Annotated in this window: 24 protein-coding genes, 1 tRNA gene and 1 other RNA gene; 14 read left to right on the top strand and 12 right to left on the bottom strand. The window is 67.9% G+C overall.

What is annotated here, in order from left to right; translation table 11 throughout:
• The first annotated feature begins 63 nt into the window (after positions 1-63).
• Positions 64-1,314: an MFS transporter gene (locus AC1DBX_RS07110; RefSeq protein ID WP_476931416.1), complete on the top strand. Its 1,251-nt coding sequence runs from the start codon at positions 64-66 to the stop codon at positions 1,312-1,314.
• A gap of 58 nt (positions 1,315-1,372) precedes the next feature.
• On the opposite strand, the gene AC1DBX_RS07115 is transcribed toward AC1DBX_RS07110, so the two are convergent.
• From AC1DBX_RS07115 to AC1DBX_RS07125, 3 genes are all read right to left on the bottom strand, one after another.
• A complete protein-coding gene (locus AC1DBX_RS07115; protein ID WP_476931417.1) occupies positions 1,373-2,353 on the bottom strand; it encodes an aldo/keto reductase in 981 nt (326 codons plus the stop codon).
• Positions 2,354-2,541: 188 nt separating this feature from the next.
• Complete coding sequence (locus AC1DBX_RS07120; RefSeq protein WP_476931418.1) at positions 2,542-3,405, bottom strand: SDR family oxidoreductase; 864 nt, start codon at positions 3,403-3,405, stop codon at positions 2,542-2,544.
• Positions 3,398-4,366 (bottom strand): helix-turn-helix transcriptional regulator, encoded by a 969-nt coding sequence (locus AC1DBX_RS07125; protein ID WP_476857672.1) that lies wholly within the window; start codon positions 4,364-4,366, stop codon positions 3,398-3,400. The genes AC1DBX_RS07120 and AC1DBX_RS07125 overlap by 8 nt, the downstream gene beginning before the upstream one ends.
• A gap of 170 nt (positions 4,367-4,536) precedes the next feature.
• On the opposite strand from AC1DBX_RS07125, the gene AC1DBX_RS07130 reads away from it, so the two are divergent.
• Positions 4,537-5,175: a TetR/AcrR family transcriptional regulator gene (locus AC1DBX_RS07130; RefSeq protein WP_476860048.1), complete on the top strand. Its 639-nt coding sequence runs from the start codon at positions 4,537-4,539 to the stop codon at positions 5,173-5,175.
• A 41-nt stretch (positions 5,176-5,216) separates the two neighbouring features.
• Here the strand turns inward: AC1DBX_RS07130 and AC1DBX_RS07135 are convergent, their stop codons facing one another.
• Both AC1DBX_RS07135 and AC1DBX_RS07140 read right to left on the bottom strand, forming a co-directional pair.
• Complete coding sequence (locus tag AC1DBX_RS07135; protein ID WP_476850521.1) at positions 5,217-5,894, bottom strand: LytR C-terminal domain-containing protein; 678 nt, start codon at positions 5,892-5,894, stop codon at positions 5,217-5,219.
• Positions 5,887-6,186 (bottom strand): type II toxin-antitoxin system VapB family antitoxin, encoded by a 300-nt coding sequence (locus AC1DBX_RS07140; RefSeq protein WP_026266597.1) that lies wholly within the window; start codon positions 6,184-6,186, stop codon positions 5,887-5,889. The genes AC1DBX_RS07135 and AC1DBX_RS07140 overlap by 8 nt, the downstream gene beginning before the upstream one ends.
• Before the next feature lie 195 nt (positions 6,187-6,381).
• Here AC1DBX_RS07140 and AC1DBX_RS07145 point away from each other — a divergent pair, with 195 nt between their 5' ends.
• Both AC1DBX_RS07145 and AC1DBX_RS07150 read left to right on the top strand, forming a co-directional pair.
• The gene (locus tag AC1DBX_RS07145; RefSeq protein WP_476850520.1) at positions 6,382-7,296 is read left to right on the top strand and encodes a Cof-type HAD-IIB family hydrolase; all 915 of its coding nucleotides are present in this window, start codon (positions 6,382-6,384) and stop codon (positions 7,294-7,296) included.
• A 203-nt stretch (positions 7,297-7,499) separates the two neighbouring features.
• Positions 7,500-9,038, top strand: a complete 1,539-nt coding sequence (locus tag AC1DBX_RS07150) for a stealth family protein (RefSeq protein ID WP_230007875.1) — start codon at positions 7,500-7,502, stop codon at positions 9,036-9,038.
• 43 nt (positions 9,039-9,081) lie between these two features.
• On the opposite strand, the gene AC1DBX_RS07155 is transcribed toward AC1DBX_RS07150, so the two are convergent.
• From AC1DBX_RS07155 to AC1DBX_RS07170, 4 genes are all read right to left on the bottom strand, one after another.
• The gene (locus AC1DBX_RS07155) at positions 9,082-10,023 is read right to left on the bottom strand and encodes a phosphodiesterase (protein ID WP_476931419.1); all 942 of its coding nucleotides are present in this window, start codon (positions 10,021-10,023) and stop codon (positions 9,082-9,084) included.
• Between the two features lie 244 nt (positions 10,024-10,267).
• A complete protein-coding gene (gene fdhA, locus AC1DBX_RS07160) occupies positions 10,268-11,479 on the bottom strand; it encodes a formaldehyde dehydrogenase, glutathione-independent (protein WP_028278013.1) in 1,212 nt (403 codons plus the stop codon).
• 220 nt (positions 11,480-11,699) lie between these two features.
• A complete protein-coding gene (locus AC1DBX_RS07165) occupies positions 11,700-12,185 on the bottom strand; it encodes a glutathione peroxidase (protein ID WP_476931420.1) in 486 nt (161 codons plus the stop codon).
• Between the two features lie 138 nt (positions 12,186-12,323).
• Complete coding sequence (locus tag AC1DBX_RS07170; protein WP_476931421.1) at positions 12,324-13,805, bottom strand: M23 family metallopeptidase; 1,482 nt, start codon at positions 13,803-13,805, stop codon at positions 12,324-12,326.
• Between the two features lie 285 nt (positions 13,806-14,090).
• On the opposite strand from AC1DBX_RS07170, the gene AC1DBX_RS07175 reads away from it, so the two are divergent.
• A complete protein-coding gene (locus AC1DBX_RS07175) occupies positions 14,091-15,002 on the top strand; it encodes an oxygenase MpaB family protein (RefSeq protein ID WP_476850517.1) in 912 nt (303 codons plus the stop codon).
• 272 nt (positions 15,003-15,274) lie between these two features.
• On the opposite strand, the gene AC1DBX_RS07180 is transcribed toward AC1DBX_RS07175, so the two are convergent.
• A tRNA-Ser gene (locus tag AC1DBX_RS07180) sits at positions 15,275-15,359 on the bottom strand.
• Positions 15,360-15,812: 453 nt separating this feature from the next.
• Here AC1DBX_RS07180 and ffs point away from each other — a divergent pair.
• From ffs to AC1DBX_RS07205, 5 genes are all read left to right on the top strand, one after another.
• Positions 15,813-15,909: signal recognition particle sRNA small type (gene ffs, locus AC1DBX_RS07185), an RNA gene on the top strand.
• A 27-nt stretch (positions 15,910-15,936) separates the two neighbouring features.
• The gene (locus tag AC1DBX_RS07190; protein ID WP_476931422.1) at positions 15,937-19,044 is read left to right on the top strand and encodes a DNA polymerase III subunit gamma and tau; all 3,108 of its coding nucleotides are present in this window, start codon (positions 15,937-15,939) and stop codon (positions 19,042-19,044) included.
• A 50-nt stretch (positions 19,045-19,094) separates the two neighbouring features.
• Positions 19,095-19,694, top strand: coding sequence for a recombination mediator RecR (gene recR / locus AC1DBX_RS07195; protein WP_018774392.1), 600 nt, complete (start codon positions 19,095-19,097; stop codon positions 19,692-19,694).
• A gap of 12 nt (positions 19,695-19,706) precedes the next feature.
• The gene (locus AC1DBX_RS07200) at positions 19,707-20,285 is read left to right on the top strand and encodes a GNAT family N-acetyltransferase (protein ID WP_476850515.1); all 579 of its coding nucleotides are present in this window, start codon (positions 19,707-19,709) and stop codon (positions 20,283-20,285) included.
• Between the two features lie 583 nt (positions 20,286-20,868).
• Positions 20,869-22,221: an aspartate kinase gene (locus AC1DBX_RS07205; protein WP_018774393.1), complete on the top strand. Its 1,353-nt coding sequence runs from the start codon at positions 20,869-20,871 to the stop codon at positions 22,219-22,221.
• Positions 22,222-22,436: 215 nt separating this feature from the next.
• On the opposite strand, the gene AC1DBX_RS07210 is transcribed toward AC1DBX_RS07205, so the two are convergent.
• Both AC1DBX_RS07210 and AC1DBX_RS07215 read right to left on the bottom strand, forming a co-directional pair.
• Positions 22,437-22,631 carry a hypothetical protein gene (locus tag AC1DBX_RS07210; protein WP_043436631.1) on the bottom strand — a complete coding sequence of 65 codons (195 nt, stop codon included), beginning with the start codon at positions 22,629-22,631 and terminating at the stop codon, positions 22,437-22,439.
• 143 nt (positions 22,632-22,774) lie between these two features.
• On the bottom strand, positions 22,775-22,999 hold the full coding sequence (locus AC1DBX_RS07215; RefSeq protein WP_028278007.1) for a hypothetical protein: 225 nt from the start codon (positions 22,997-22,999) through the stop codon (positions 22,775-22,777).
• A gap of 127 nt (positions 23,000-23,126) precedes the next feature.
• On the opposite strand from AC1DBX_RS07215, the gene AC1DBX_RS07220 reads away from it, so the two are divergent.
• Genes AC1DBX_RS07220 through AC1DBX_RS07235 form a run of 4 tightly spaced genes read left to right on the top strand, consistent with a single transcriptional unit; the run spans position 23,127 to position 25,532 of the window.
• A complete protein-coding gene (locus AC1DBX_RS07220) occupies positions 23,127-23,597 on the top strand; it encodes a MarR family winged helix-turn-helix transcriptional regulator (protein ID WP_476850579.1) in 471 nt (156 codons plus the stop codon).
• A gap of 27 nt (positions 23,598-23,624) precedes the next feature.
• Complete coding sequence (locus tag AC1DBX_RS07225; RefSeq protein ID WP_476871035.1) at positions 23,625-24,206, top strand: SSI family serine proteinase inhibitor; 582 nt, start codon at positions 23,625-23,627, stop codon at positions 24,204-24,206.
• Positions 24,175-25,155 (top strand): 3-methyladenine DNA glycosylase, encoded by a 981-nt coding sequence (locus AC1DBX_RS07230; protein ID WP_476871036.1) that lies wholly within the window; start codon positions 24,175-24,177, stop codon positions 25,153-25,155. The genes AC1DBX_RS07225 and AC1DBX_RS07230 overlap by 32 nt, the downstream gene beginning before the upstream one ends.
• Positions 25,152-25,532 carry a serine protease inhibitor gene (locus AC1DBX_RS07235; RefSeq protein WP_476871037.1) on the top strand — a complete coding sequence of 127 codons (381 nt, stop codon included), beginning with the start codon at positions 25,152-25,154 and terminating at the stop codon, positions 25,530-25,532. The genes AC1DBX_RS07230 and AC1DBX_RS07235 overlap by 4 nt, the downstream gene beginning before the upstream one ends.
• The last annotated feature ends 176 nt before the right edge of the window (positions 25,533-25,708 follow it).

The following is a 25,708-nucleotide window of genomic DNA, read 5'->3' on the forward strand; positions in this document are numbered from 1 at the left end:
ACAATCCGATGTACTGGATTCAATCACCTTGAATTTTCTCAATCACTGTGGAATGGTCCACCTATGACTAGTCACGCCGCGCAGGTGAAGGAACGGCATCGTGCGCCGCTGGGTGCGTCCTACTGGAAGCTGTGGACCTCGTCCGGACTCTCGAACCTCGCGGACGGCGTCTTCAAGATCGCGCTGCCGCTGCTGGCAATTCAGTTCACCCAGTCACCCACCCTGGTTGCCGGACTGAGCGTCGCAGCGACGCTCCCCTGGCTCCTCTTCGCCCTCACTGCCGGCGCGCTGGCCGACCGGCTGGACCGGCGCAAGCTCATGTTGTGGGCCAACCTCAGCCGGGCGGTGCTGCCGGCCCTGCTGGCCGCCGTCGTGTTGCTGGATGTGGGCTCCGTTTGGGCTCTGTACGTTGTCGCATTGATGGTGGGTGTGGCTGAGACGCTCTACGACACCTCCGCGCAGTCGATCATGCCCCAGCTGGTGCACAGGGATCAGCTCTCGCGCGCCAACGGCCGGCTCTACGCCGTCGAGCTCACCACCAACCAGTTCATTGGTCCCCCGCTGGGCGGGCTGCTGGTGGCCATGGGCCTGGTTGCGGGCGTTGCCGTGCCGGCGGCCCTGTGGCTTGCGGCCGTCGGCGGCCTGCTCCTGGTCCCGGGGGCATTTCGCACAGAACGTGAGCAGAAGACGACACTGCGATTCGACATTGCTGAGGGGCTGCGGTTCCTCTGGAACCAGAAGATCCTGCGCACACTCGCGGTGATGACCGGGGTGTTCAACTTCGCATCCAGCGCGGCCTTCGCGGTCTTCGTGCTGTTTGCCGTGGGCCCGGCTTCACAGATGGGGCTGTCCGAAGTGGGGTTCGGCCTGCTCTTGACCACCTCCGCTCTCGGCGCCTTCGTTGGCTCGTTCATGTCCGAGCGGGTGGAGGCCAGGCTCGGCCGGTCGACGTCCCTGATGCTGACGATCTTCGGGGCCGCGCTGTTCGTAGGTGCGCCCGCCCTGACCGACAACCCCTATGTTCTTGGCCCAATCTTCTTTGTGGGCGGCATGCTGATCGTGCTTTGGAACGTCATCACCGTATCCCTGCGCCAGCGCATTACTCCCAACCGCTTGCTGGGCAGAGTCAACAGCGCCTACCGCCTGCTGGCGTGGGGCACCATGCCGCTTGGTGCAGCAGCCGGCGGTCTGCTGGCCCAATGGCTGGGCCTGCAGGTCATGTTCGGCATCATGGGAGTGCTGACGCTCGCGCTGCTGGGGATGATGCCCGTCCTCACGAACAAGGCAATGGCCGCGGCCGACGTCGAATCCTAAGTTGCTGCCAGGGGCGCGGATCGGGCATCCGCGCCCCTTGTTTGGTGCCGGGTTCCTGTCAGCTGTCGATCGAGGCCATGTTGGCCTCGTCGTGGCGTTCCCCCGCGGCGGGCCGGAGCGAGTTCAGCCGATCCAGCTGGTCACGGGTGAGTTCGATGCCGTCGGCCGCGGTGTTTTCCTCGACCCGGGAGACCCTGCGGGTGCCGGGGATCGGGGCGATGTCGATCCCGCGGGTCAGCAGCCACGCGAGGGCGGTCTGCGCGGGGGTCGCGCCGATCTCGGCGCCGATGGCCTTCACCTCGTCGACGATCGCGAGGTTGCGGCGGAAGTTCTCACCCGTGAACCGGGGGTTGGTCTTGCGCCAGTCGTCCTCGGCGAAGTCCTCGACGGAGCGGATCTGGCCGGTCAGCAGCCCGTGTCCGAGCGGCGAATACGGAACGAACCCAATTCCGAGGTCGCGCAGCAGCGGCAGGATCTCCGCCTCCACGTCCCGGGTCCACAGCGAGTACTCCGTCTGCAGGGCCGAGACCGGCTGCACGGCGTGTGCCCGGCGGATGGTCTCCGGGGAGGCCTCGGACAGCCCGAAGTGCAGCACCTTGCCCTCGGTGATCAGGTCCGCAACCGCGCCGGCCGTCTCCTCGATCGGGGTGTTCCGGTCGATCCGGTGCTGGTAGTACAGGTCGATGTGGTCGGTGCCGAGGCGCTTGAGGGAGCCCTCGACGGCGGCCCTCACGTTCGCCGCGCTGCTGTCGACCACGCCGGGGCCGCCGCCGGAATGGGAGACCAGGCCGAACTTCGTTGCAATCCTGACCTGATCGCGGCGTCCCTTGACGGCTTGGCCGACGATCTCCTCGCTCAGGAACGGCCCGTAGATCTCCGCGGTGTCGATGTGGGTGACCCCGAGGTCAAGGGCGCGGTGGATCGTCCGGATCGACTCCGCGTTATCCAGGGCGCCCTCGCTGGTGTAGGTGCCGGCCATGGTCATGGCGCCGAGTCCGATGCGGGAGACTTCCAGGCTTCCGAGGCGTGCGTTCTTCATGGTGTATTTCCTTTGGGTGTGGTTCCCCGGCCTGGAATGTGGGCATGGCCCACAGCGTGGCGAGGGTTTTTGGGCGGCCGGTAGCCATTGGCGTCCGGCGGGTATGTCGAGACTGGGTGGACGACGGCGGGAGGCTCCCGACGTCATCCGTTTGCCTGGGTGTCAGGCGTCGGTGTCAGGCGTCGGTGTCAGGCGTCGTCGTGGGCCAGGTTGCTGGAGAGCTCGCGGTGGGCGTCGGCCTGGGCCTGGAGTTCCTTGGCCCGGGCCTCAAAGACTCCAACGGCGTCCGCTCCGGCGGCGAAGCGCAGCGGCGGTTCATCCAGCTCCGCCAGTTGGATGAGGGCGACGGCGAGCTTGGCCGGGTCCCCGCCCTGAAGGCCGTTCATGCCTTTCCACGCGGTGACTGTCTGCTCGGTCCGCTCGGAATAGTCCCCGATAGTGGATGCCGCGTAGCTGGTGGATTCCGGGGTGAGGAGCTCGGTGCGGAAGAATCCCGGCTCAACGATCATGGTGCGGATTCCGAACGGCGCGACTTCGGGGGCCAGGGATTCGGCCCAGCCCTCCACACCGAACTTCGAGGCGGCGTAAGCAGAAAGGAACTCCCCGCCGGCGATGCCGGCGGTGGAGGAGATCGTGACCAGCAGGCCCGAGCGCTGGGCCCGCAGGACGGGCAGGGCCGCGCGGGTGACGTTTATGGGTCCGAACATGGTGGTTTCGATTTGGGCCCGGAAGTCCTCCGGGGTGATTTCCTCGAAGAACCCGGCGTAGAAGTTGCCGGCATTGTTTACGAGCACGTCGATCCGGCCGAACCGGTCCACGGCGGCGGCGATGGCGGCGGTGGCGTCGGCGGGGTTGGTGACGTCGAGTTTTACGGCCAGCAGGTTCTCGTTCTCGCCGACGGCCTGGGCGACCTTGTCGGGGTTTCGGCCGGTGGCGACGACTGCGTGGCCGGCGGCCAGGGCGGCCTTGGCGATGTCAATGCCCATACCGCGGCCTGCCCCGGTGATGAACCAGACTTTCTGTCCGGTCTTGGCGTCGTTGTGCTCAGTCATGTTCTGTCTTTCCTGGGTTGGGTGTTCCGGGCCGCGCGTGGGAGCGCAGATCCGGGATGGAAGGGTCGCTGGTTGCGGTTTTCGCCGGGGGCGATGCCGCCCAGCTGGCAAGGAACGCCAGCGCGTTTTCGGATGCGGACCCCGGCTCTGCAGTGAAGGTGTACAGGGTTTGTCCCTCATCGCCGGGAAGGTCGAGCGTCTCGAACTGCAGCGACACGTCGCCGGCGACCGGATGGTGGAAGCGCTTGGTTCCCGTGGTGTGGATCCTTACGTCATGGCCGGCCCACAAGGCGGCGAAGTGCCCGCTGCGTGTGGTCAGCTCGCCGACCAGTTCGTTCAATGCGCGGTCATGGGGATTCCGTCCCGCTTCCGATCGGAGCATCGCCACCGTGGTGGCAGCGATTGCGGACCAATCGGGGTAGAAGTCCCCTGCCCCCGGATCGAGGAAGAGGTACCGGGCCTGGTTCGGCAGCTGGCCCGGAGCCTCCGGACCAGCGGCTGCTGTGGACTCGAACACCGGCCCGTACAGCGCGCGCCCCAAGGAGTTGGCGGCCAGCACGTCCGAGCGTCCGTTCTGCACCAGGGCGACCGCACCGGTCATCCCGTCCAGCAAACGCAATACTCCGGGACGGACCCTCTGCTGCGGTGGCCGGCGCGCCGGCCTCCGGGAGGACGGCGTGTTGGCCGTCCTGGCCAAGTCCATCAGATGTGTTCGCTCTGCCTCATCCAGCTGAAGGGCGGAGGCCACAGCGTCGAGGACCGAGTCCGAGACGCCGCGGATGCTGCCGCGTTCCAGCCGCGTGTAATAGTCCGTGCTTACCCCGGCCAGCTGTGCCACTTCCTCCCGACGCAGCCCCGGAACGCGGCGCAGTTCGCCATAGTTGGGGAGCCCGGCCTGATCCGGGGTGATCTTCGCCCGGCGCGAGATCAGGAAGTCTCGGATTTCGTCTTTTCTGTCCACATCCACCACGCTACGCAGCCCGGACGGGCGGTGGCAGTGTCTATCAGACACCCCCAGTTGAGGCGGTGGATACAGGTGTGGCCCCTCAGAACCGGTCGATGTTCGTAGCCCGGCCGTGTCACAGTCCGCCGCCCGGCTGCTTTGGTGACAGATCGCGCTAAAGTGTGCGTATGCCTAGGATTTCGGCCGCGAGCAACGCCGCCCAACGTGCCGAGACCCAGCGTCGCATCCTGACCGCATTCGGGGAACTCCTCTTCACCCACGGGCTCCCCGGCCTGACCATGACGGACGTCGCGCGCCATGCCCAGATCGGCCGGACCGCCGTCTACAACTACTACGCGGATATCGAAGAGCTCCTCATCGCCTACGCCCTGGATGAAACCGAGCGGTTCCTGCTCGATCTGCGCGAATCCCTCGATGCGCTGGAGAACCCGGTGGAGCGCCTGGCCGTCTACGTCCGCGCCCAGGTGGAGGACCTGAGCCGGCGCCACCTGCCGCCGGGCCCGGCCATGGCGGCGGTGCTCTCGCCGTCGTCGTTTGCCAAACTTGCCGACCACGTGGGTGAGCTCAGCGTGCTCCTGCGGGGCATCCTGCGCGACGGCATGGCCCAGGGGTACCTGCCCGAGTCGGACATTGCCCAGCTGGCCCAGCTCATCCACGGCACGCTCTCCTCAAGCGCTGCGCGGGGCGACGGGGCGGGCCAGGACGCCGGGGCCGAGGCACGGCTCGCCCGGACGGTGCGGTTTGTCCAGCTGGGGGCCGGGGCGAGGTTTGACGACGCCGGCCGGCCGGTCCGCACCATCCGCTAGGCCGCGGCGCCGGGAAGGCTGGAAGGCTGGCAGGCCGTGCCTTAGCCCGTGCCGGGCGTCGCCGTGGGTACGGCGGGCAGCGTGGCCTCATCCACGATGCGCCGGTTCTCGCGGGGGCAGCTGAGCTGGCCCGGCGTCTGGTCCACGAGTTCCGGCTTGGCCAGTTCCTTGAAGTCGCCGGTAATGATCACGTCCACGCTCGGGTCAGCGCGGCCGTCCTGGACATAGTCCGAGCCGGGCACGTGGCGCTGGACGCTGAAGGCGGCCGACTGGCCGGCGGCACCGGAGACCACCAGCGCCACGCCGCGGTAGCTCGACGTCGTGTTCCCCACGGCACCCACCAGGAACTTCCGGGCGGCAAGCTGGTCGGCCACGCTCCGGGCCAGGCCCGGCCGGCTCGTGGAGTTGTAGATATTGACGTGGACCTTCTCCGGCGGCGCGTAGTCGTAGGTGGCCGCCGGGCACACCGACACTGCCGCCTTGCTCCGCTCCGCCCCGGGGATCTTGATCTGGCCGTTCATGATGGCGAGGGCCACCACGATCGCGGCCACGATCAGGCCGACAAGCATCACCAGCACAACGCCGTGCAGGATCCTGCGCCGCAGCCGGTGGGGGTTCTCTGCCGTATCGTCCTGCCCCACGAACGTGGCCCTCAGCTCGGAGCCACTGATGACGCGGTGCCCGTGCAGGACTCTGACGTCTGGCGGCTTCCTAGCCATTTATCACGAGGACCCGCGCGTGGATTGCGGTGCGCTGGTGCAGCGCGGTGCGGACTGCCCGGTGCAGGCCGTCTTCAAGGTAGAGGACGCCGCGGTATTCCACGACGTGCGGAAAGAGGTCGCCGAAAAACGTGGAGTCCTCGGCCAGCAGGGCTTCAAGGTCCAGTGTGCGCTTCGTGGTCACCAGCTCATCAAGCCGGACAGGACGCGGGGGCAGGGCCGCCCAGTCCTTGGGCGTGGTGTAACCATGGTCGGGGTACGGGCGTCCCTCGCCCACAGCTTTGAATATCACCATGCCAGCCTAGGGAACTTGGACGCCCGAAGGAACGAATGTCCCCCGGCGGCGTGAGGTTGTGGCCAAACGGTAACCATTTGTCACACGACGCATTGACACGACCAGCGCCTGCCGCCTGTCACATCCAGCGCCGGGCCGTCGATCTGCTGCGCGGTTCACCCAAACGCCCCGTGCGGCTGACAGAATGGCCGTATGACTTCACCCGAGACTGTCCCTGTTCCGTCGCCGTCGGCTCCCGTGCTGGCGCTGCTGCTCGACGTCGACGGTCCGGTCGCGAGCCCGGTCACCCGCGAGGTGCAGCCCGGCATCATCGCCGACCTGGTGGCCCTGGCCGCCGCCGGCGTGCCGGTCATCTTCAACACCGGCCGGTCGGACGCGTTCATCCGCGAGCAGGTCATGGAACCGATGATCGCCGCCGGGATGCCCGCCGGCACCCTCATCCACGCCATTTGCGAGAAGGGCGCCGTCTGGTTCAGCTACACCGCGGAAGGCCCCGGCCCGGTCCACGTGGACCACGAGCTCGCCATTCCGCAGGCCTTCGGCGATGACGTGCGCCGCCTGGTGGCCGAGGACTACTCCGCCCACATGTTCTACGACGAAACCAAGCGGGCCATGGTCTCCGTGGAGCAGCACATTGCCGTCCCCAACCCCGACTACCGGGCCGAGCAGGAACTCTTCGACGCCGACGCCATGGGCCTCATGGCCCGGCACGGGCTCGGCGTGGTGCGGCTGGACCACCACGTCCCCGATTCGGATGACCAGGTCGACTTCCGCGTCGATCCGACCATCATCTCCACCGATATCGAATCGGTCCGGCTGGGCAAGGACCTGGGCGCGAGCCGGGCCGTGGAGTTCCTGGCCGCGCAGGGGATCACGCCGCAGGCTTGGCGCACGGTGGGCGATTCCCGCACGGACTACGCCATGGCCGACTGGCTGCACCACAACGACCACGCCGTGAAGCACGTCGACGTCCGGCCCGCGGACGGAATCCCGGTCAAACCCTACGATGTCCTCACCGCCGCCGATCTGGGGCTCGGCGAAGACGTGATCCACGACGACGCCGGTGCCGCCTTCCTGCACCATTGGCTGGCCGTCGTCACCGGCTGAGGCCCCGCTCCGCCGTTACTCTTCACCGTTTACGGTCCGTCACATTTCGTCGTCACGCACGCCGCGCGGCGGCCGGTTTTCCGCGGCAATTTTGAGGCCCGCGTTATCATGCAAGTAGACACCAACGCACTCAAAGAAGCGGGAGCTCAGACATTACCGAAGCAGCGATCCAAGACGAGATTTACTATGGCAGCCAGGCATCTGTGGACGCCCACGCCGAGGTCACGTCGGCGGCCGCAGTCGCCAGATTCCGGACCCGCTCCGATGTTGTCCGCCACCGCGGCCGCTATGCGCTGATCAACGAAAACCGCACGCCGTACCAGGCCATGGTCGAGGACCTGATGTTCCTGCGTTCGGTCCTGGCCGGCGCCGGTATCGGCTACCTGCTGGTCCGCGGCAACAACCACCGCCCTGTGGTCGCCGTCGACTGGAAAGACCGCAAGGAACTCCGCGACGCCCTCGTGGAGGCGTGCCGCGACGAGCCGATGTATTCCATGAGCGTGGATGCAAAGAAGAAGTCGTCCGTGCTGGTGGCCGACGGCGAGCTGTCGCCGAACCGCCAGGCCCGGATCTTCCGGCTTTACCGGCCCAGGGTCGAGCCCGAAGGCGGTTTTGAATTCGGGGCTTCCGCCGGCGTCCAGCTGGAGCTGTGGAGCTTCGAAGGCGATCAGCTGATCCTGCCGATCGAGAACTCCCTGACGCGCCGCACCATGCTGGCCCAGGATGCCGTGCGCGGCACGGTGGAACGCTACGGCCACACGTGGCCCACCATCGAGAACATGTTCGCGGACCACGCCAGCGACATCAGCTTCGACGTCGACCTGGTCTTCTCATGGGTTGACGGCAGCTCCCCCGAGTACATCGCGGCCCGCCGCGCCCGCATGGCCGGCGTGGTGGTGGGCGAGGGCGATGACCACGAGGCCCGCTTCCGCCAGATCGATGAGCTCAAGTACGCCCTGCGCTCGGTGTACATGTTTGCGCCGTGGATCCGCCGGATCTTCATCGCCACGGACTCCCCCGCGCCGTCATGGCTGGCCGACCACCCGAGTGTGACGATCGTCCGGAGCGAAGAGTTTTTCGCCGACACGTCGGTTCTGCCCACGCACAATTCGCAGGCCGTGGAGTGTCAGCTGCACCACATCGAGGGGCTCTCCGAGCACTTCCTGTATTCGAACGACGACATGTTCTTCGGCCGCGCCGTGGGCCCGGACATGTTCTTCACCCCGGGCGGCATCACGAAGTTCATCGAGGCCGAGACCCGGATCGGCCTGGGCGACAACGACGCCGAACGCAGCGGCTTTGAGAACGCCGCCCGCGTGAACCGCAAGCTGCTCTGGAACCGCTTCGGCCGCATCACCACCCGGCACCTGGAGCACACGGCGGCCCCGTTGCGGCGCAGCGTGGTCGAGCAGATGGAGCAGGAGTTCCCGGCCGAGTTTGCCAAGACCGCCGCGAGTACCTTCCGGGCAGCGGACAACATCTCCGTGACCAACTCGTTCTACCACTACTACGCGCTGCTCACGGGCCGGGCCGTGACCCAGACAGCTGCCAAGGTGAGGTATGTGGACACCACGGCGCGGGCCGGCCTGAACTACCTGCCCAAGCTCCTGGCCAAGCGGAACATGGACTTCTTCTGCCTCAACGACGGCAGCTTCCCCGAGGTCCCGGCGGAAGAGCGGGCCGAACTGGTCACGGACTTCCTGGAGAAGTACTACCCCATCAAGGCGCCCTGGGAGAAGTAACGGATCGTGACCAAAACGGGCGCCGCGTCGGCCGGGGAGTGAATCAGTTCAGGGTGGTGTACCTGCGGTGCGCCGGCGTCCGGGACGGGGCCTCGAGCTTGGCCTTCCCAGGGATATGGATCCCTGCGGCCGCGAGCCGGCGCTGGACTTCCTCCGGCGAGACCAGCTCCCCCACCGCCGGGGTGTCGCCGAGCAGCACCACGGAGTGCACGATCGTGTGTTCGTAGACGTGGACCAGGTTGAACGCCTGCCCGCCGTCGCGGCCTCGGGTGCCGCCGACCGGGACGTTCAGATCCTGCGTGTAGCAGGTGGCTGAAGCCACGGACACAGGGATGCCCGCGAACGTTGCGGTGGTCGAGTAGTGCAGGTGGCCGCCCAGGATGGCGCGGACATCGGAGTTGCGCAGGACGCCGGCGAGCGCCGGCTGGCCCCGGAGCTCCACGAGCACGGCAAGGTCCAGCACGGACGGTACCGGCGGGTGGTGCAGGGCAAGGATGGTCCCGTCCGGGGCCGGGGTGGCCAGTTCAGCAGCGAGCCAGTCCAGCTGGTCGTGGCTCAATTCACCATGGTGGAAGCCGGGCACGGAGGTGTCCAGGGTGATGATGCGCAGCCCGTTGACGAAGTAGCTGTGGTCCACCGGCGCGTCATTGTCGGCCTGGTCCAGGAGCCCGGCCCGGAAATTCGCCCGGTCGTCGTGGTTGCCCATCGCCCAGATGACCTTGGCCCCCAGGGCCTCGCACGCCGGATCCACGATGGCGCGGAGCTTGGCATACGCCTCGGGTTCGCCCAGGTCAGCCAGGTCGCCCGTGAAGATTACGGCTTCGGGGCGGGCCCCGGAGGCGTGGACCTCCTCGAAGAGTTGCCTGAGCAGGGCTTCGCTGTCCACGACGCCGTGCAAGGGTTGCGGACCCCCCAGCAGGTGGGGGTCGCTCAGGTGAAGTAGGAAATGACGTGGCCGGGGGTGTTCGGCCTCGATGCGCTCCATTGCTGCCTTCTTGGTTGGGTGGAAGCGGTGCTTCCAGGGTCCCTCTCAGTAAGAACTATCCAACCAGACATTGGGCAAACAATGTAAAAACTGGGACAGGCATATTGGAAAAATAAGCGTTAACAGGTGGCGTGCCCTCACATGCCCTTTCCGGCATATACGGGGGCGGGGACGCCCGGCGGCACTCCCGAAACCCCGGGGCTTCGGGGCGGGACGGACAGTGCCGCCGGGTTCACGGTTTCCGCTAGCTCAGGTAGCCGTTCGGGTTAAGCACGAACTTCGTCGCCGCGCCGGCGTCGAATTCCGCGTAGCCCTTCGGCGCGTCCTCCAGGGTAATCGCCTTCGCGTTGACGTTCTTGGCGATATGCACCCTGTCATGCAGGATGGCCATCATCAGCTGCCGGTTGTACTTCATGACCGGACACTGTCCCGTGGTGAAGCTGAGTGACTTTGCCCAGCCCGTTCCGAGGCTGAGCGAGAGCGAACCCTTCTTCGCGGCCTCGTCCACGCCGCCCGGGTCCCCGGTGACGTAGAGCCCGGGGATGCCCAGGGCACCGCCGGCGGCCGTTACCTCCATCAGCGAGTTCAGGACGGTGGCGGGGGCCTCGTGGGCTCCGGCCCCGTGCCCCTTGGCCTCAAATCCCACGGCATCCACGCCGCAATCGACTTCCGGGACGCCCAGGAGTTGCTCGATCTGCTCGGCCGGGCCGCCCTTACTCAGGTCGATGGTCTCGCAGCCGAAGCTGCGCGCCTGCGCCAGGCGGTCCGCGTTCATGTCACCCACAATCACGACGGCGGCACCCAGGAGCTGGGCACTGGTCGCCGCGGCCAGGCCCACGGGCCCTGCGCCTGCCACGTAGACGGTGGACCCCACGCCGACGCCTGCGGTGACCGCACCATGGAATCCGGTCGGGAAGATGTCCGAGAGCATCGTCAGGTCCATCATCTTTTCGAGGGCCTGGTCTTTGTCCGGGAACTTCAACAGGTTCCAATCGGCATACGGCACCAGGACGTAGTTGGCCTGGCCGCCTACCCAGCCGCCCATGTCCACATAGCCATAGGCGCTGCCCGGGCGGTCGGGGTTGACGTTCAGGCAGATGCCCGTCTTGCGTTCCTTGCAGTTCCGGCAGCGCCCGCAGGCGATATTGAACGGGACGGAACAGATGTCCCCCACTTTGATGAATTCAACATCCGGACCCACTTCCACCACTTCTCCGGTGATCTCGTGCCCGAGCACCAGGTCGGCGGGAGCCGTGGTGCGCCCCCGGACCATGTGCTGGTCCGAACCGCAAATATTCGTGGCCACGGTTTTGAGGATTACGCCGTGGCGCACCTGCCGGCCCACGTTGGCGGGGTTGACCCCCGGGCCGTCCTTGAGTTCGAAGGTGGGGTAGTCAATGTCGATCAGTTCGACCTTGCCAGGCCCCTTGTAGGCAACGGCTTTGTTCCCTGTCATCTATTTCCTCCTGCTTTCACGGGCCCCGTGGTGGGCGCCCTGGTGTGATTCACGAAGTTCTTTGATGCGCCCTCCACAGGAACACCCGGCCATACTGCCGACGGCTGCCAGAGTTGCTTGCGCCGCGGGGAAGCCCGGAATGTTGGAGGGTCCGGCCAGTCTAGGCGCTAAGCATGCTTAGGGATAGGGCTGAGTTCCTCTGGACCCCGGGCCGGTCGGGTCAGTCGAGGGCGGACTGAACAGCCTCGATGATCTCCGGCGCGTCAGGCTCAACGGTGGGCGCAAAGCGGGCGATGACCTCGCCGTCGCGGTTCACGAGGAACTTCTCGAAGTTCCACTTCACCAGGCCGGGCAGGATTCCCGTCTTGAATTTGGTGAGCTCGGCGTAGAGCGGGTGCTGGTTCTTTCCCCGGACGTTGGCCTTGACCGTCAGCGGGAAGGTCACCCCGAAATTGCGCTCGCAGAACTCGGCGATCTCGGCCTCGCCGCCGGGCTCCTGCCCGGCGAACTGGTTGCAGGGGACGCCGAGGATCTGGAAGCCCTGGCCTCGGAACTTGTTGTGCAGCGCCTCGAGTCCAGCGTACTGGGGCGTGAAACCGCACTGGGACGCCACGTTGACCACCAGAACCACCTCGCCCTTGAATCGGCCAAAATCGGTCTCGGTCCCGTCGATGAGGGTCAGGGGAATGGAGTGCAGAGCTGTCATGGGGCGCGTCCTTGCGATGTCGATGGTCCGGAGCAGGGAATCTGAACTGGTCACTCCATTATTCGGCACCGGGGCCTGCGGGTATGGGTGTGCCTCCCGGACATGACGCCGTAACAATGCCCCGCGGCGCGGCGGGGGCTAGCCGCTGGGCGTCGCTGAGGGCGTCGCGGAGGGTTCTGTTCGCACTGCCGTGGTGGCCGACTGCGTGACCGCCCGTGGCTTCGGCGTATCGGCCGGCGCGGTGACCGGGTCCGGCTCCACAGTGAGCGGGGCCGGCACCGGGGTGGCCGTCTTGGCGGCAGCCTCCGTCGCCGTTGCGGAGACTGACGCAGGCGCGGAGGACGGCGGTGCCACCGGCGGCGGAACCGATAACGGTGCTGATGGCTTGGCTGAGGCTGTTCCCGTCTGGGTTGGCGCCGGCGTCGGGGTGGCGGTCGCCGACGGCGTCGGGGTGGCCGTTGCCGACGGGGTCGGGGTCGCGGTCGCCGACGGCGTCGGGGTCGCGGTCGCCGACGGGGTCGGGGTGGGCGCGGCAGGCGCGGTCGTCGTGGCAGTGCCGGTCGGCGACGGGGTCGCGGAAGCAGTGCCGGTGGGTGTCGGCTTAGAGGTGGCAGTGCCGGTGGGCGTCGGGGTCGCGGAAGCAGTGCCGGTGGGTGTCGGCTTAGAGGTGGCAGAAGGCGTTGGGGACGGTTTGTCGGCGGCGGCTTCAGTAGCCGCAGGCGAGGCACTCCCCGACGGCTTGGCGGCCACCGCGGCAGGCTGCTCCTGAACGCCGTCGCCCACCACATGGGTCAGGTCCTCCCGGACAGGAATCGCCCAGCCAATCCCCGCGTTGGTTGCCTTACCGGCGTCGGGTGCGTAACTGGTCATGTCGATCGGGCCGAGTTGATCCACCTGCTTGATGGGAAGAAATGTCCAATCGCGCGGATCAGTGTGGGAGCCATTGAGGATGGTTTCGAAGTGAAGATGGCAGCCGGTAGAGGATCCGGTGGTACCGACCCGGGCAATAATTTCCCCCACCCGCACGGAGTCGCCCTTCTTGACCGCGATCGCCTCCAGATGGTTGTACGTGGTGATGAGACCGTTGCCGTGGTCGATTTCCACCCGGTTTCCGCCGCCCCACGGGTGCCACCCGACGGCCCGCACCACACCGGCGTCGGCGGAGTAGACCCGGGTGCCGCAGGGGGCCGCGAAGTCCTGGCCCCAGTGGAATTCGCCCGCGAATCCCGTCAGGGGGCTGGTGCGCAGCCCGAACGGGGACGAAGGCACCAGTGATTCAAGGGGGGCCATGAGGAAACCCACCGCGGGCCGGTGCAGCGACGCCGAGGCCACATTGAGCTCGCCCCGCACCCCTGCCCGGGTGGCCGTGTCCACCGTGCTCCGGCTAAAGGCCACGAGCGCCTGGGCATCGGCGGTGACAGCGCCGGCGCCGGGAGTCCCCGCTGGCGCGGTCGCGGCGGAGTGGGCCAGCGGGTCCAGGGCCTCCGGTCCCACGTCGCCGGAGGCAGGCATGGCGGCCGTCGGGACGGCGGTGGGCGCGCCGTAGGTCGCAAAGGCGCTCAGTCCCTGAAAGCCGCCGAATGCCAGCACGGCCAGAGACAGGCACAGGCCTCCGGACACGCAGCGCACGGCAATGGTCCGTGCCCTCGCTGACTGCTCACTCGATGAGTTTCCCCAGTGTTTTCCCACGAAATGACTCCCGCAATATGTCCGCCAGACCCCAATCTTCACGGACTTACCTCCCTATGTGACCACAGACGGCCGGGTCTGTGAACCGTCAGCGTGTTCCTTTTGCGGGACCAATCGGAGATCCGCGGATGTCCCCAGTAGCTTGCCAGCGGCGCCCCAGTAGTTCTCCGCACAATTGCAGGTGCCGCACGCCGCCGGGACGGGTAAGAATGAAGGATGCGAAATGTCCTCAGGGAATGGCAGGCGGAACTCAAACAGACGTTCACGGGGACGCGCGATTCGGTGCCCGAGTGGGTGCCGGGCCTGGCCGAGGGGGACGACGCCGGTTACCACTTGCCCGGCTCGGCCGTCTGGGCTGTGCACGGGGACATGCCAACCATCGTGGCGGGAATCCGGGCACTGCTGATGCAGGCGCTCCATCCCGGCGCGTTGGCCGGAGTCCACGATCACTCCCGTTTCCGCGAAGACCCGCTGGGCCGGCTGGCTGGCACGATCCGCTGGATCTTCACCGTGACGTATGGCTCCACGGATACGGCGAAGGCGGCGTCGGACTGGGTTCTTCGGCTGCACCGGACGGTGCGGGGAGAATTTGTGGATGGCCACGGCATCAGGCGCAGTTACGCGGCCAACGATCCCGAGCTGCTCCGGTGGGTTCACATTGCCTTTACAGACGCTTTCCTCTCTGCCCACAAGCTGTGGGGGCGGCCAATTCCTGGCGGACCTGATGCCTACGTCCGTGAGTGGGCCCAGGCCGGCCGGCTGATGGGCGTCGAGGCACCGCCGCTGAGCGAAGCGGAAATGCGGCAGCAGCTGGACCGCTGGTACGACGCCGGCGAGCTCCGCTGTGACGAACGGGTCACCGAAACGGTGGCGTTCATTCGCGACCCGCCCCTGCACCCCGCGCTCAGGCCTGGCTACCGGGTGCTGTTCGCGGCCGCAGTCGTCAGTCTTGAACCTAAGTACCGCGAGCTCCTGGGCCTGCGGACCGCGCGGCTGGGCCCGATACCGCTGCCGGTAACCCTGGCCACCCGGGTCACGCTCGGCGTGGTGCATGTGGCTCTCGGCCGGATGGGCCCGAGCGAGCAAGCTGCCCGGGCCCGGCTGCGCCGGCTGGGATACCGGGCCTGAGTCTGGGCCGGCGGCGGCTTGCTGGTTCGTGGCGGGCTTGGGGGGCACGGGGCGGCTGGGGCACGGGCGGCTGGGGCACAGGGGGCTGGGGCACAGGCGGCTGGGCCTCCGAGCCGACTTGGCGGATAAAACGGTACCGGTACTGCCGGAGGACGCAGTCTTGGCCAGAACCTCACGAGAAGCTCACGAGAAGCTCACGAGGATAGAAATGCCCGAGACGCGAAAGGCCCGTAGACGCAAAAAGGCCCCGGTCCGAGGACCGGGGCCAACCGCGGAGAATGGGGGATTTGAACCCCCGAGGGCGTTAACCCAACACGCGTTCCAGGCGTGCGCCATAGGCCGCTAGGCGAATTCTCCAGTTGCTTCTGAATCAAAAGCAGATACTAGAATACCTGAACTTTCCGGCTTCGCCCAATTGAGCCTCCCCGCCCCGGCCTGCGGCTCCTCCGCGGGACATGCCCCGCGGCCCGCCCGAGGGCTGGACATAGCCCCAAATAGCCCACTCCTTCCCGCCAAGAATGGGCATGCCCCACACTGCCCACTCCCGCGACTGGACATGCCCCACAGCCCGCCCGAGGGCTGGACATAGCCCCAAATAGCTCCCTCCTTCCCGCCAAGAATGGGCATGCCCCACGCTGCCCACTCCCGCCACTTGGACATGCCCACTGCGCCCGCCCGACCGCTGGACACAGTCCCACCGCCCCCGCTCCTGCAGCCCGCCCCTGCCGCGAAAAATGGGCATGTCCCGCCGAGGATTAAGGGCCAAACCGGGCCAATTCGGGGCACACCCAATCGTCAGGTAAACTTGCTGACGGCCCCTCATGTGGCGTCATCCTGTTGAACTCCCCCAGGACCGGAAGGTAGCAAGGGTAAACGGGCTCTGGCGGGTGCATGAGGGGTCTTTTATGTCTGTGCCGATTGGTAGGGTTTATCTGTGACTGTTACTACCGCCCTCTACCGTCGATACCGCCCCGATTCGTTCGCGGACGTTATCGGGCAGGAGCACGTCACCGAGCCTCTCATGACGGCCCTGCGCAAGAACCGCGTCAACCACGCCTATCTCTTTTCGGGCCCCCGCGGCTGTGGCAAAACCACCTCCGCCCGCATCCTGGCCCGCTGCCTGAACTGCGCCGAGGGCCCCACGGACACTCCCTGCGGCAAGTGCCCCAGCTGCGTGGAACTCGCCCGCGGCGGCTCCGGCTCCCTGGACGTCATCGAGATCGACGCCGCCAGCCACGGCGGTGTGGACGACGCCCGCGACCTCCGGGAACGGGCCACCTACGCCCCCGTCCGGGACCGCTACAAGATCTTCATCATCGACGAAGCCCACATGGTCACGTCGGCCGGGTTCAACGCCCTGCTCAAGATCGTCGAAGAACCGCCGGAACACATCAAGTTCATCTTCGCCACCACGGAGCCGGACAAGGTCATCGGCACCATCCGTTCCCGCACGCACCACTACCCTTTCCGCTTGGTGCCGCCGGAGCCTCTCATGGCGTATCTGGAGCTGCTCTGCACCCAGGAGAACGTCCCCGTGGCACCCGGGGTGCTCTCGCTCGTCATCCGCGCGGGCGGCGGTTCGGTCCGCGACTCCCTCTCCGTGCTCGACCAGCTCATGGCCGGCGCCGGACCAAACGGACTGGACTACGAACTCGCGGTCGCCCTCCTGGGCTACACGCACGCCTCCCTGCTCGATGACGTCGTCGAAGCCGTCGCGGCGTCGGATGCCGCCACGGTGTTCCGCGCTGTGGACCGCGTCATCCAGACCGGGCACGATCCCCGGCGCTTCGTCGAGGACCTGCTGGAACGCTTCCGCGACCTCATCATCGTCCAGACCATGCCCGAAAGCGCCCAGTCCATCCTCCGCGGCATGCCGGCGGACCAGATCGCCCGGCTACAGAACCAGGCGCACAACCTCGGGGCGGCCGAGCTCTCCCGCGCCGCTGACGTGACCAATACCGCGCTCACGGACATGACCGGGGCCACCTCTCCGCGCCTGCACCTGGAACTGCTGTGCGCCCGCATCCTGCTGCCCAGCTCCGAGCAGACCGAGCGCGGCATTGCGGCCCGGATCGACCGCGTCGAGCGGCGGTTGAACTACGCCGGGAACGACGTCGGGGCTCCCCTCGCCAGCGCCCCCGCACCTGCCACCGTTCCCCCTGCACGCACGGAGCAGGCAGCCGCGCCACAGTTGCCGGCAGCGCACGTGCCCGCCGCACCTTCGCACGCCGCGCCGGCTGCCACGACCACCACCCCCTCCGGCCCGCGTCAGGGCGAGCAGCCGCCGGCCACAGTCTCCGCGCCCGCCCGGCAGGACGAACCCGCCCGAGAACCGCTGACGGCACCACGGGTCAGCACCAGCGACTGGCCTGTGGACGAACCCGCGGCGGCCAGCCGGCCCGCCCCTGCCGCAGGTCCCGCCGCCGCGCCTCCGTCCCTGCCCGCGTCGGCGAATGCCCCAACGGTTGCCCCATCCGCCCCCGCACCCTCCGCCCCTGCACCGTCTGCCCCGGCGGCATCTACCCCAGCATCCTCCGTCCCCGCGCGTCCCGAGCCGGCCGAGCCCGGCCGGGCGCCTGCCGCTGTTCCCAGCCCCGCTCCCGGCTCCGCCGCCGGACCCGGAGCCGACGTGGAGGTTTTGCGCCGCGCCTGGCCCGAGATCCTGCAAACGCTCACCAAGATCAAACGCAGCACTTGGGCGCTGGTGGAACCCAACGCCCAGGTCGGCCACTTCGAAGACCACGTCCTGACCCTCGCGTTCACCACCGCCGGGCTGGCGGGCGCCTTCGGCCGGGCCGACCACGCCGAGAACCTCCGGCAGGCGATCCACAAGACCATCGGCATCGATTGCCAGATCCGGGCCGTGGCCGGCAGCAGCAACAGCCCAGCGAGCTCTGAGCCAAACCCAAAAGCGCCGCCGGCTAGCCCGGAGACCCCGGCATCGTCCGCAAGCCAGGCGACGTCGGCCGACGTCGCCTGGGGCCTGAGCCCGGCTCCCCAGCAGGCCCCATCTCCGGCCAACGATGCCGCTGAAGCCGTCCCCTCGCGGGTGGCCCAGGCGCACGTTCCCGCCGCCTCAATGCCTTCGACACAACCCACTCCGGCCCCCGCGGCCCCGGCTCAGGTCCGTGCCGCCGCGCCGGCAGCGGAACCGCAGGCGCCTGCCCCCGCGATCCAAACTCAGGTCCGCGCAGCCGAGCCAGCAGCCGAATCGGACGGCCCTTCGGAGCCTTCCGGGTCCTACGCCGACGCCGATGACGACTGGGGACCGCCCCGGGACGAGGACGCCCCTCCGCTGGACGAGGAACCACCAATGGATTGGGACCCCTCGCCCGTAGCCACGCCGCGCCGCCCCGAGCCCGCGGCTGCCGCTACCGCTCCGGCCCGCAAGTCCCCTGCCGCGCCGGCATCCAAAACTGCCGGCTCCCCGGCCCGGACACCGGGCGCAGACCCGGACGCGTCGGATGACGCGTGGGCCCGCGCCGTCGAGCAGTCACCCGGCGTCTGGACGGTCGGCACAGATTCGAACCTCGGCCGGTACACGAGCCCGGATGTCGAGCCCGCTGCGCCCGAGCCCGAGCCGAAGCCTGTGCACTACGAGCCGGCGGCGGCACAGATCCCGGAGTACGCGGGTGTCGTGTCCGCGCCGTCCGGACTGACCTCGGACCACCCGGCCCGGGCCGAAGTGGCTCCGGCGCCGGCGGTCGCGGAGTCTGTTGCGCCGCGTGTGGCCGCCGCTGCCGTAGCTGCCGTCGCGGAGGCTGTTGCGGTCACTGCCGTTCCCGAGGCCGCCGCCCCGGCAGGCCGGCAAAGCCTGTACCAGCGGCTGTCGAACAGTCCCGAGGCCGAGGCCGGGCGGGCGAAGGCCCCCACCCGAGCTGCCGCCGCGACCACCGTCTACGTACAGGACATCCCCAGCGCCGACGACGAAACGATCGAGGAATCGGGCGTCTTCGGCCGGGCCGCCGTCGAGCGTATTCTGGGCGGGAAACTGGTGGAGGAGCGCTCCCTGGATGGAAGCCCCCTGCCGCCCCGCTTCTAGCAGACCCCTGCCGGCTGGCCCCGGCCCCACTCCAAACGAACGAGGACATTGTGTACGAAGGCGCAGTTCAAGAGCTGATCGACGAGCTCGGACGCCTTCCCGGAGTGGGGCCTAAGTCCGCCCAGCGGCTGGCCTTCCACATCCTCGAGGCCGATCCCCAGGACATGAAGCGGCTTGTCGATGCCATCACCACAGTGAAGGAACGGGTCAAGTTCTGCACGGTTTGCGGGAACGTGACCGAGCAGGAACTGTGCAACATCTGCCGCGACCCGCGCCGGGACCCCACGGTGATCTGCGTCGTCGAAGAATCCAAGGACGTCCTGGCGGTGGAGCGCACGCGGTCCTTCCGCGGCAGGTACCACGTCCTGGGCGGCGCGATTAATCCGATCGCCGGGATCGGTCCGGAACAGCTCCGGATCCGTGAGCTGCTGACCCGGCTCAACGACGGCGCCATTCAGGAAATCATCATCGCCACCGACCCCAACCTCGAGGGCGAGGCCACGGCAACGTATCTGGCCCGGATGCTCAAGTCGATTGGCATCGCCGTCACCCGGCTGGCGTCCGGCCTGCCCGTGGGCGGGGACCTGGAATACGCCGACGAAGTCACGCTCGGCAGGGCCTTCGAGGGCCGCCGCAACGCCCTGAGCTGAGCTGACGGATTCGTGGCAACCACCGGCAGCGGCACCCCGGCGCCGCTCCTCACCGGGCGCTTGCTGTTGCGTCCGTTGACAGCGGACGACGCCGGCGCCCTGCTCCGGTTCCGGGCCCATCCGGCGGCCACGCGGTACCTGTCCCATGGTCCGCTCACCCCCGCGCAGAACAGCGCCCGGCTTGAGCAGACACTGTCCGCGGCGGCATCCTCCACGGCCGAGTGGTTTCACTTCGGCTGGGCGATCGAGCTCCGGGCCACCGGTGAAGTCGTTGGCGACGCCCGGACCTGGAACACGCAGGAACCCCCGGCGCCCGGCCGGATTCCCGCAGACTCAGCCAGCCTGGGCTACGTTCTTCACCCGGAGCACCACGGGCTCGGTCTCGGCCGGGAGGCCGCCGGCGCCCTGGTCGACTGGCTTTTCGGCGCCCGCGGCAGCGAGACCATTTTCGCGGGAGTCTACGAGCCCAATCTCCCGTCCCGAAGGCTGCTCGAGGGCCTGGGCTTCCGGAAGGACCGCTTCTTCCCCGTCGCCGAGGACACAGCGGGAAAACAGCTCCCGTCCTGGCGCTACCGGCTGGACCGCGGCTAGCGGACATGCCCCGCGCCCACGCCCACGCCCACGCCCAGCGGACATGCCCCGCGCCCGCACCCAACAATGGACACAATGCCCTCACGCCCACTCCTGCCCGCCAAGAATGAGCATGTCCCACGGAACGGGAGAGCATGCCCGCTCCTGGCCCGAGCTCCCCCACCTTGCCCGGCGGACATGTCCAGCGCCCCTGCCCGGGAATGGACACAATGCCCTCATGCCCGCTCCAAGCCGCCAAGAATGAGCATGTCCCGCGGCAGCACTGAGCATGTCCACTCCTGGCCGGAGCTCCCCCACCCTGCCCCGGCGGACATGTCCAGCGCCCCTGCCCGGGAATGGACACAATGCCCTCATGCCCACTCCAGCCCGCCAAGAATGAGCATGTCCCGCGGCAGCAGTGAGCATGTCCACTCCTTGCCCGCAGCACTGGGCATGTCCGGTGGAGACAAAACCCGCCGTGTCTGCCATTCGGTCACAATTCAACGGCGCGGGCGGCACGGCGATAAACTGGGGTGAGAAGTTACGCCGTCGCGCCGTTTGGTTGCCTGGCCCAGAACCCCGATGATCCAGTGAGGGTGCGCGAATGAGTTTGCCCACTACCGAAGTCCAGCCCGGATCGCAGACGTTGCCCGTCTCGGCCGCCGCCACCAAGCACCTTGTCGTGAAGAAATTTGGCGGTTCCTCGGTGGCTGACGCAGAAGGCATCAAGCGCGTCGCCCGGCGGGTCGTGGATGCCCAAAACGCCGGCGACGAGGTCGTCGTGGTGGTTTCCGCCATGGGCGACACCACCGATGAGCTCCTTGACCTCGCCGGCCAGGTCACCGATTCCGCGCCCGCCCGCGAAATGGACATGCTCCTCTCCGCCGGCGAACGAATCTCCATGGCGCTGCTGGCCATGGCCATCAACAAGTTCGGCGCCTCGGCCCAGTCTTTCACCGGGTCCCAGGCCGGCATGATCACCGACGGCATCCACGGCAAGGCCCGGATCATCGACGTCGACCCGCACCGCATCCGCACCGCCCTGGACAAGGGGCACATCGCGATCGTGGCCGGGTTCCAGGGCATGAGCCACACGACGAACGAGATCACGACGCTCGGGCGCGGCGGGTCGGACACGACGGCGGTGGCCCTCGCCGCGGCGCTCGACGCCGATGTCTGCGAGATCTTCACCGACGTCGACGGCGTGTACACGGCCGATCCGCGCGTGGTCGCGTCCGCCCGGAAGATCGACCGCATCTCCAGCGAGGAAATGCTGGAACTGGCCGCGTCCGGCGCTAAGATTCTGCACCTGCGCTGTGTTGAATACGCCCGCCGCTTTGGGGTGCCACTGCACGTCCGTTCCTCATTCAGCCAGAACGAAGGCACCTGGGTTCTGCCCGGCGCCGACGACAAGATCACGACTCAAGAGGGAGTTGCCTTGGAGCAGCCAATCATCTCCGGTGTGGCACACGATCGGTCCGAAGCCAAGGTCACGGTTGTCGGCGTACCTGACATCCCCGGCAAGGCAGCGGCGATCTTCCAGGTCATCGCGGACGCCCACTCGAACATCGACATGATCGTCCAGAACGTGTCCACCCACGGCACGGGCCGGACCGATATCTCCTTCACCCTCCCGATCGTCGAAGGCGCCGAGGCCCTGGCCGCCCTGCACGCCGCGCAGGACCGGATCGGCTTTGAGAGCATCGAATATAACGAGAAGATCGGCAAGCTTTCGCTGATCGGCGCCGGCATGCGCTCGCACCCGGGTGTGTCCGCCCGCTTCTTCGCGGCCCTCTCCGAGGCCGGCATCAACATCAACATGATCTCCACCTCGGAGATCCGGATCTCCGTGGTCACCCACGCGGATCTGCTCGACGACGCCGTCCGCGCCATCCACAGGGCCTTTGACCTCGACAGCGAGGACGAGGCCACGGTCTACGGCGGCACCGGCCGCTAGCCGCACCTGCGCATCCGGGCGGACCCCGGACCGCATAAAGACGGGGAAGGGAGCGGCACCTGCCGCTCCCTTCCCCGTCTCCGCCCGTCGTCGGCCGCTTCCCCACAACTCCGGCCGAATTCCCACGTTTCCGGCCGAATTCCCACATTTCCGGCCGCGTACCACGCGGCCGCCCAGGACGCCCCCGGTACCCGGAACCGGCGAAGCGGGCCTCGTCAGACCTCTTCTTTCCCGAGATCCGTTTTCCGGACAGCGTAGTGGTGTCCGTGGTCGTCCGTCTCGACTTCGAAACCTGCCAGGTCGTCTTCCGAGGCGTGCTCGAAGTCGTCGTGCTTGTGAACTACAGGCGCCGCGGTGTCGCCTCGATTTGCGGGCCCGAACAGCAGCCTCAGCTTGTCGGTCTTTTCCATGAAAGCTCTGACAGCACGTGTCACTAGTCCCACCCCCTTTCCTCGTCCCGGATGGTTCAGGATGCTGCACAGCGGTGTGTCAGTGCCCTCATTTTACGCCCGGCAGCGGGAAATGGCCCGGGTGGGGTGGCGCTAAAAGGGACCTAGCGCAGGGATTTGTCGTCAGGGTTTCGGGGCACCACATAAGTGCTGCCGTCGGGCCGGTGCAAGGTCTCCCACTGTTCAGTTTCAGCCTGCCGCGCCGCCAGCAGCCGCCTGTTCTGGTCGGTCATCTCGTGGCCGAGTGAACTGCGGTTGGCCGGCCCGAACACCGCCCGGAACTTCCCGGTGGCCCGCATGAACCTCTCGACGGCGTTTTCCTTGGCCATGGCTATCCTTTCCTGGGAGCAAGACAATGCTCCCAGTGTACGCTAATCATTAGTGCACTAATCATTCGAAGGAGTCGGTGTGACCCAAGGAACCCCAGCAATTCAGGGCGGCCACGCCACGAACGGCCTGCCGGACGCCCAGGCAGCGCAGGACGACCTCCTGCTGGAACAGCAGCTCTGCTTCGCCCTGACGGTGGCCTCCCGCAGCGTCGTGGGCGCTTACAAGCCCGTCCTGGACAGGCTCGGCCTGACCCACCCGCAGTACCTCGTGATGTTGTGCCTGTGGGAAGCGAGCCCGCGGTCGGTCCGCGACATCAGCGACGCCCTGGCCCAGGAGCCGGCAACCATCTCGCCGCTGCTGCGCCGGCTCGAGACGGCCGGCTTCATCACCCGCCAGCGGATGGAAGGCAACGAGCGCACCCTGGATGTCCGGCTGACGCCGCGCGGCGCCGCCCTTCGGGAGCAGGCCACCGAAGTCCCGGGCATCATGATGGCCCGGCTGGGCCTGACCCGTGAACAGGTCGGCCAGCTGCACGCCACCATGATGGACCTGATCGCCGCCACACGGCCCGGCCCGGAGGACGCGCCCCGGCGGTAGACTGGGCAAAACAGAGGAGGACTGCTGATGCGCACGCAATCGGGCCGCCCGGCACTTGTCCTGGCGGCCGTCCTGGTGGCCGTGGCCGGACTGGCCGCCTGCACGCCGAACGGCGGGCCCACACCTTCTCCCTCCCCCAGCACGACGTCGGGCACCCCCTCCAGCCCGTCACCCACAGCGCCGTCGGGCTCGCCGTCGCCGGAGACGGAGACGACCTCGCCGGCACCGTCCCCCTCCGCCGTCCCGCTGCCGTCCGGACCGGGCAAGGGCAACGCCGAACTCGCCATCATGGTCAAGCCGAACGAAACCGGCACCGCGGCCAACTTCACGCTGGTGTGCCAAAACGGGGTTCCGGCGGCCGAAAGCCAGCACCCCAACGCCGCCGCCGCGTGCATCGCCATCAAGAACAACCCGGCCATCCTCAGCCCCGCCCCGCCCGCCAAGAACCAGACCTGCACCCAGCAGTACGGCGGCCCGCAGGTGGCCACAGTCACCGGCGTCGTGGATGGCAGGGCGGTTCAGGCGAGCTTCAGCCTGACAAACGGCTGTGAAATCGCCGCCTGGAACGCCGCCAAAGATGTTCTGGGCTCATCCGGCGGGGCGAGCTAAGCCCTTGCACCTCCAGCAGGAAGAATGGCTGCCGCGCCAGACCGCCCACGTCCAACATGTCCGCCGCTACGCGGACCCCTACCTCGAGCGGCGCTCCGCCGGCCGGAAGCACCCGGTGGAGGACTTCCTCTTCACCTACTACACCCAGAAGCCCGGACAGCTGCTGCGCTGGCACCCGGGCGCCGGCGTCGTGCTCTCCGGCCCCGAGGCTGAGGCGCGGACCGGGTGGAAGTATTACCGCGCGGCCGACGCCGCAGAACTCGCGGCCGCCGGGCTGCCGGCGGAGTCGCCGGCGGTGACGGTCGACGTCGACGCCTTCCTGAGGGAGCGCCGGGAGGCACTGCAGTTCGCAGGGATCATCCTGGCCGGGACTGCCGCGCGGCCGGCCCAGTTCGGCTGCTTCGGGCTGCACGAGTGGGCCATGGTCTACCGGCAGGACAAGTTCGATCTCCGGCACGAGTACCTGCAGCTGCGGCTGGGGTCCGGGCGCACCGACGAGGTGGTGGAGGAGAACCGGATCCGGTGCTCGCACTTCGACGCCTTCCGCTTCTACACCCCGGACGCCGTTCCGCTGAACAGCATGGTTCCCAGCCGGGAGAACCAGCGCACCATGGAGCAGCCGGGCTGCCTGCACGCCAACATGGACCTATACAAGTGGGCCTACAAGCTGTCCCCGTTGCTGCCCAGCGAGCTCGTCATGGACTGTTTCGAACTCTCGTGGCGGATCCGGGCCATGGACATGCGGGCGTCGCCGTACGACCTCGCCGACTGGGGGTATCCGGCGATCCGGATCGAGACACCCGAGGGCAAAGCTGCGTACGTTGAGCACCAGCGGGCTTTTTCAGCCGAATCACAAGTACTGCGGCAGCGGCTGTTGCAGGAGCTCGCTCCCCTGCTCCAGTCGATGGGTTCCGGCCCTGCCCCCGAACACACGGAAGGACAGCAATGACCGCCACCCACGAGCGTCACAGCCACCACGAGATCGATCTCACCGTCCGGCTGACGGAGGCCCCGGAAGCGCCGGAGTACACCTTCCGACTGGCGGTCGACGGCGGCAGCGTCGCCCCGGCGTCCACGCTGCCGGATTCGGCGGCCGCCCTCGCGGCGGTCACGCAGCACGGCGAGGCGATCTTCTTTCCAAAGCCGGGGCCGCCGAAGATGTGCACGCAGCAGTACGGGGGTCCGCAGGTCGCCGTGGTGACCGGCTGGTTCCTGGGCCGGGAAGTCCACAGCACGTTCAGCCGCACCGATGGCTGCGAGATCGCCCGCTGGCGGGCGATGGCGCCGCTGCTGGGCGGGGTTGCGGGATCCACCGGGGCAATCTGAGCCTTCACGGCACGGACGCCCGCGGCCCCTGGGCTCTCCCGGCTCCGCCGGCCGGCCCGGGACCGGGTCCGCCCCGACCTTTCCCGCGCGCTCGGCTCTCCCGGCTCCGCCCCCGGCGGATTAAACGGCAACGGCCGGCGGTGTGAGCCGCCGGCCGATGCCGTATTTTGGTGCTG

This window comes from Arthrobacter sp. 10N44_2 (genome assembly GCF_056394385.1).

Bases quoted from the DNA above. Each gene is read 5' to 3' on its own strand.
- AC1DBX_RS07110 (WP_476931416.1), top strand. From the start codon at position 64: ATGACTAGTCACGCCGCGCAGGTGAAGGAACGGCATCGTGCGCCGCTG.
- AC1DBX_RS07115 (WP_476931417.1), bottom strand. From the start codon at position 2,353: ATGAAGAACGCACGCCTCGGAAGCCTGGAAGTCTCCCGCATCGGACTC.
- AC1DBX_RS07120 (WP_476931418.1), bottom strand. From the start codon at position 3,405: ATGACTGAGCACAACGACGCCAAGACCGGACAGAAAGTCTGGTTCATC.
- AC1DBX_RS07130 (WP_476860048.1), top strand. From the start codon at position 4,537: ATGCCTAGGATTTCGGCCGCGAGCAACGCCGCCCAACGTGCCGAGACC.
- AC1DBX_RS07135 (WP_476850521.1), bottom strand. From the start codon at position 5,894: ATGGCTAGGAAGCCGCCAGACGTCAGAGTCCTGCACGGGCACCGCGTC.
- AC1DBX_RS07145 (WP_476850520.1), top strand. From the start codon at position 6,382: ATGACTTCACCCGAGACTGTCCCTGTTCCGTCGCCGTCGGCTCCCGTG.
- AC1DBX_RS07155 (WP_476931419.1), bottom strand. From the start codon at position 10,023: ATGGAGCGCATCGAGGCCGAACACCCCCGGCCACGTCATTTCCTACTT.
- fdhA (WP_028278013.1), bottom strand. From the start codon at position 11,479: ATGACAGGGAACAAAGCCGTTGCCTACAAGGGGCCTGGCAAGGTCGAA.
- AC1DBX_RS07165 (WP_476931420.1), bottom strand. From the start codon at position 12,185: ATGACAGCTCTGCACTCCATTCCCCTGACCCTCATCGACGGGACCGAG.
- AC1DBX_RS07175 (WP_476850517.1), top strand. From the start codon at position 14,091: ATGCGAAATGTCCTCAGGGAATGGCAGGCGGAACTCAAACAGACGTTC.
- AC1DBX_RS07205 (WP_018774393.1), top strand. From the start codon at position 20,869: ATGAGTTTGCCCACTACCGAAGTCCAGCCCGGATCGCAGACGTTGCCC.
- AC1DBX_RS07210 (WP_043436631.1), bottom strand. From the start codon at position 22,631: ATGGAAAAGACCGACAAGCTGAGGCTGCTGTTCGGGCCCGCAAATCGA.
- AC1DBX_RS07215 (WP_028278007.1), bottom strand. From the start codon at position 22,999: ATGGCCAAGGAAAACGCCGTCGAGAGGTTCATGCGGGCCACCGGGAAG.
- AC1DBX_RS07225 (WP_476871035.1), top strand. From the start codon at position 23,625: ATGCGCACGCAATCGGGCCGCCCGGCACTTGTCCTGGCGGCCGTCCTG.
- AC1DBX_RS07230 (WP_476871036.1), top strand. From the start codon at position 24,175: ATGTTCTGGGCTCATCCGGCGGGGCGAGCTAAGCCCTTGCACCTCCAG.
- AC1DBX_RS07235 (WP_476871037.1), top strand. From the start codon at position 25,152: ATGACCGCCACCCACGAGCGTCACAGCCACCACGAGATCGATCTCACC.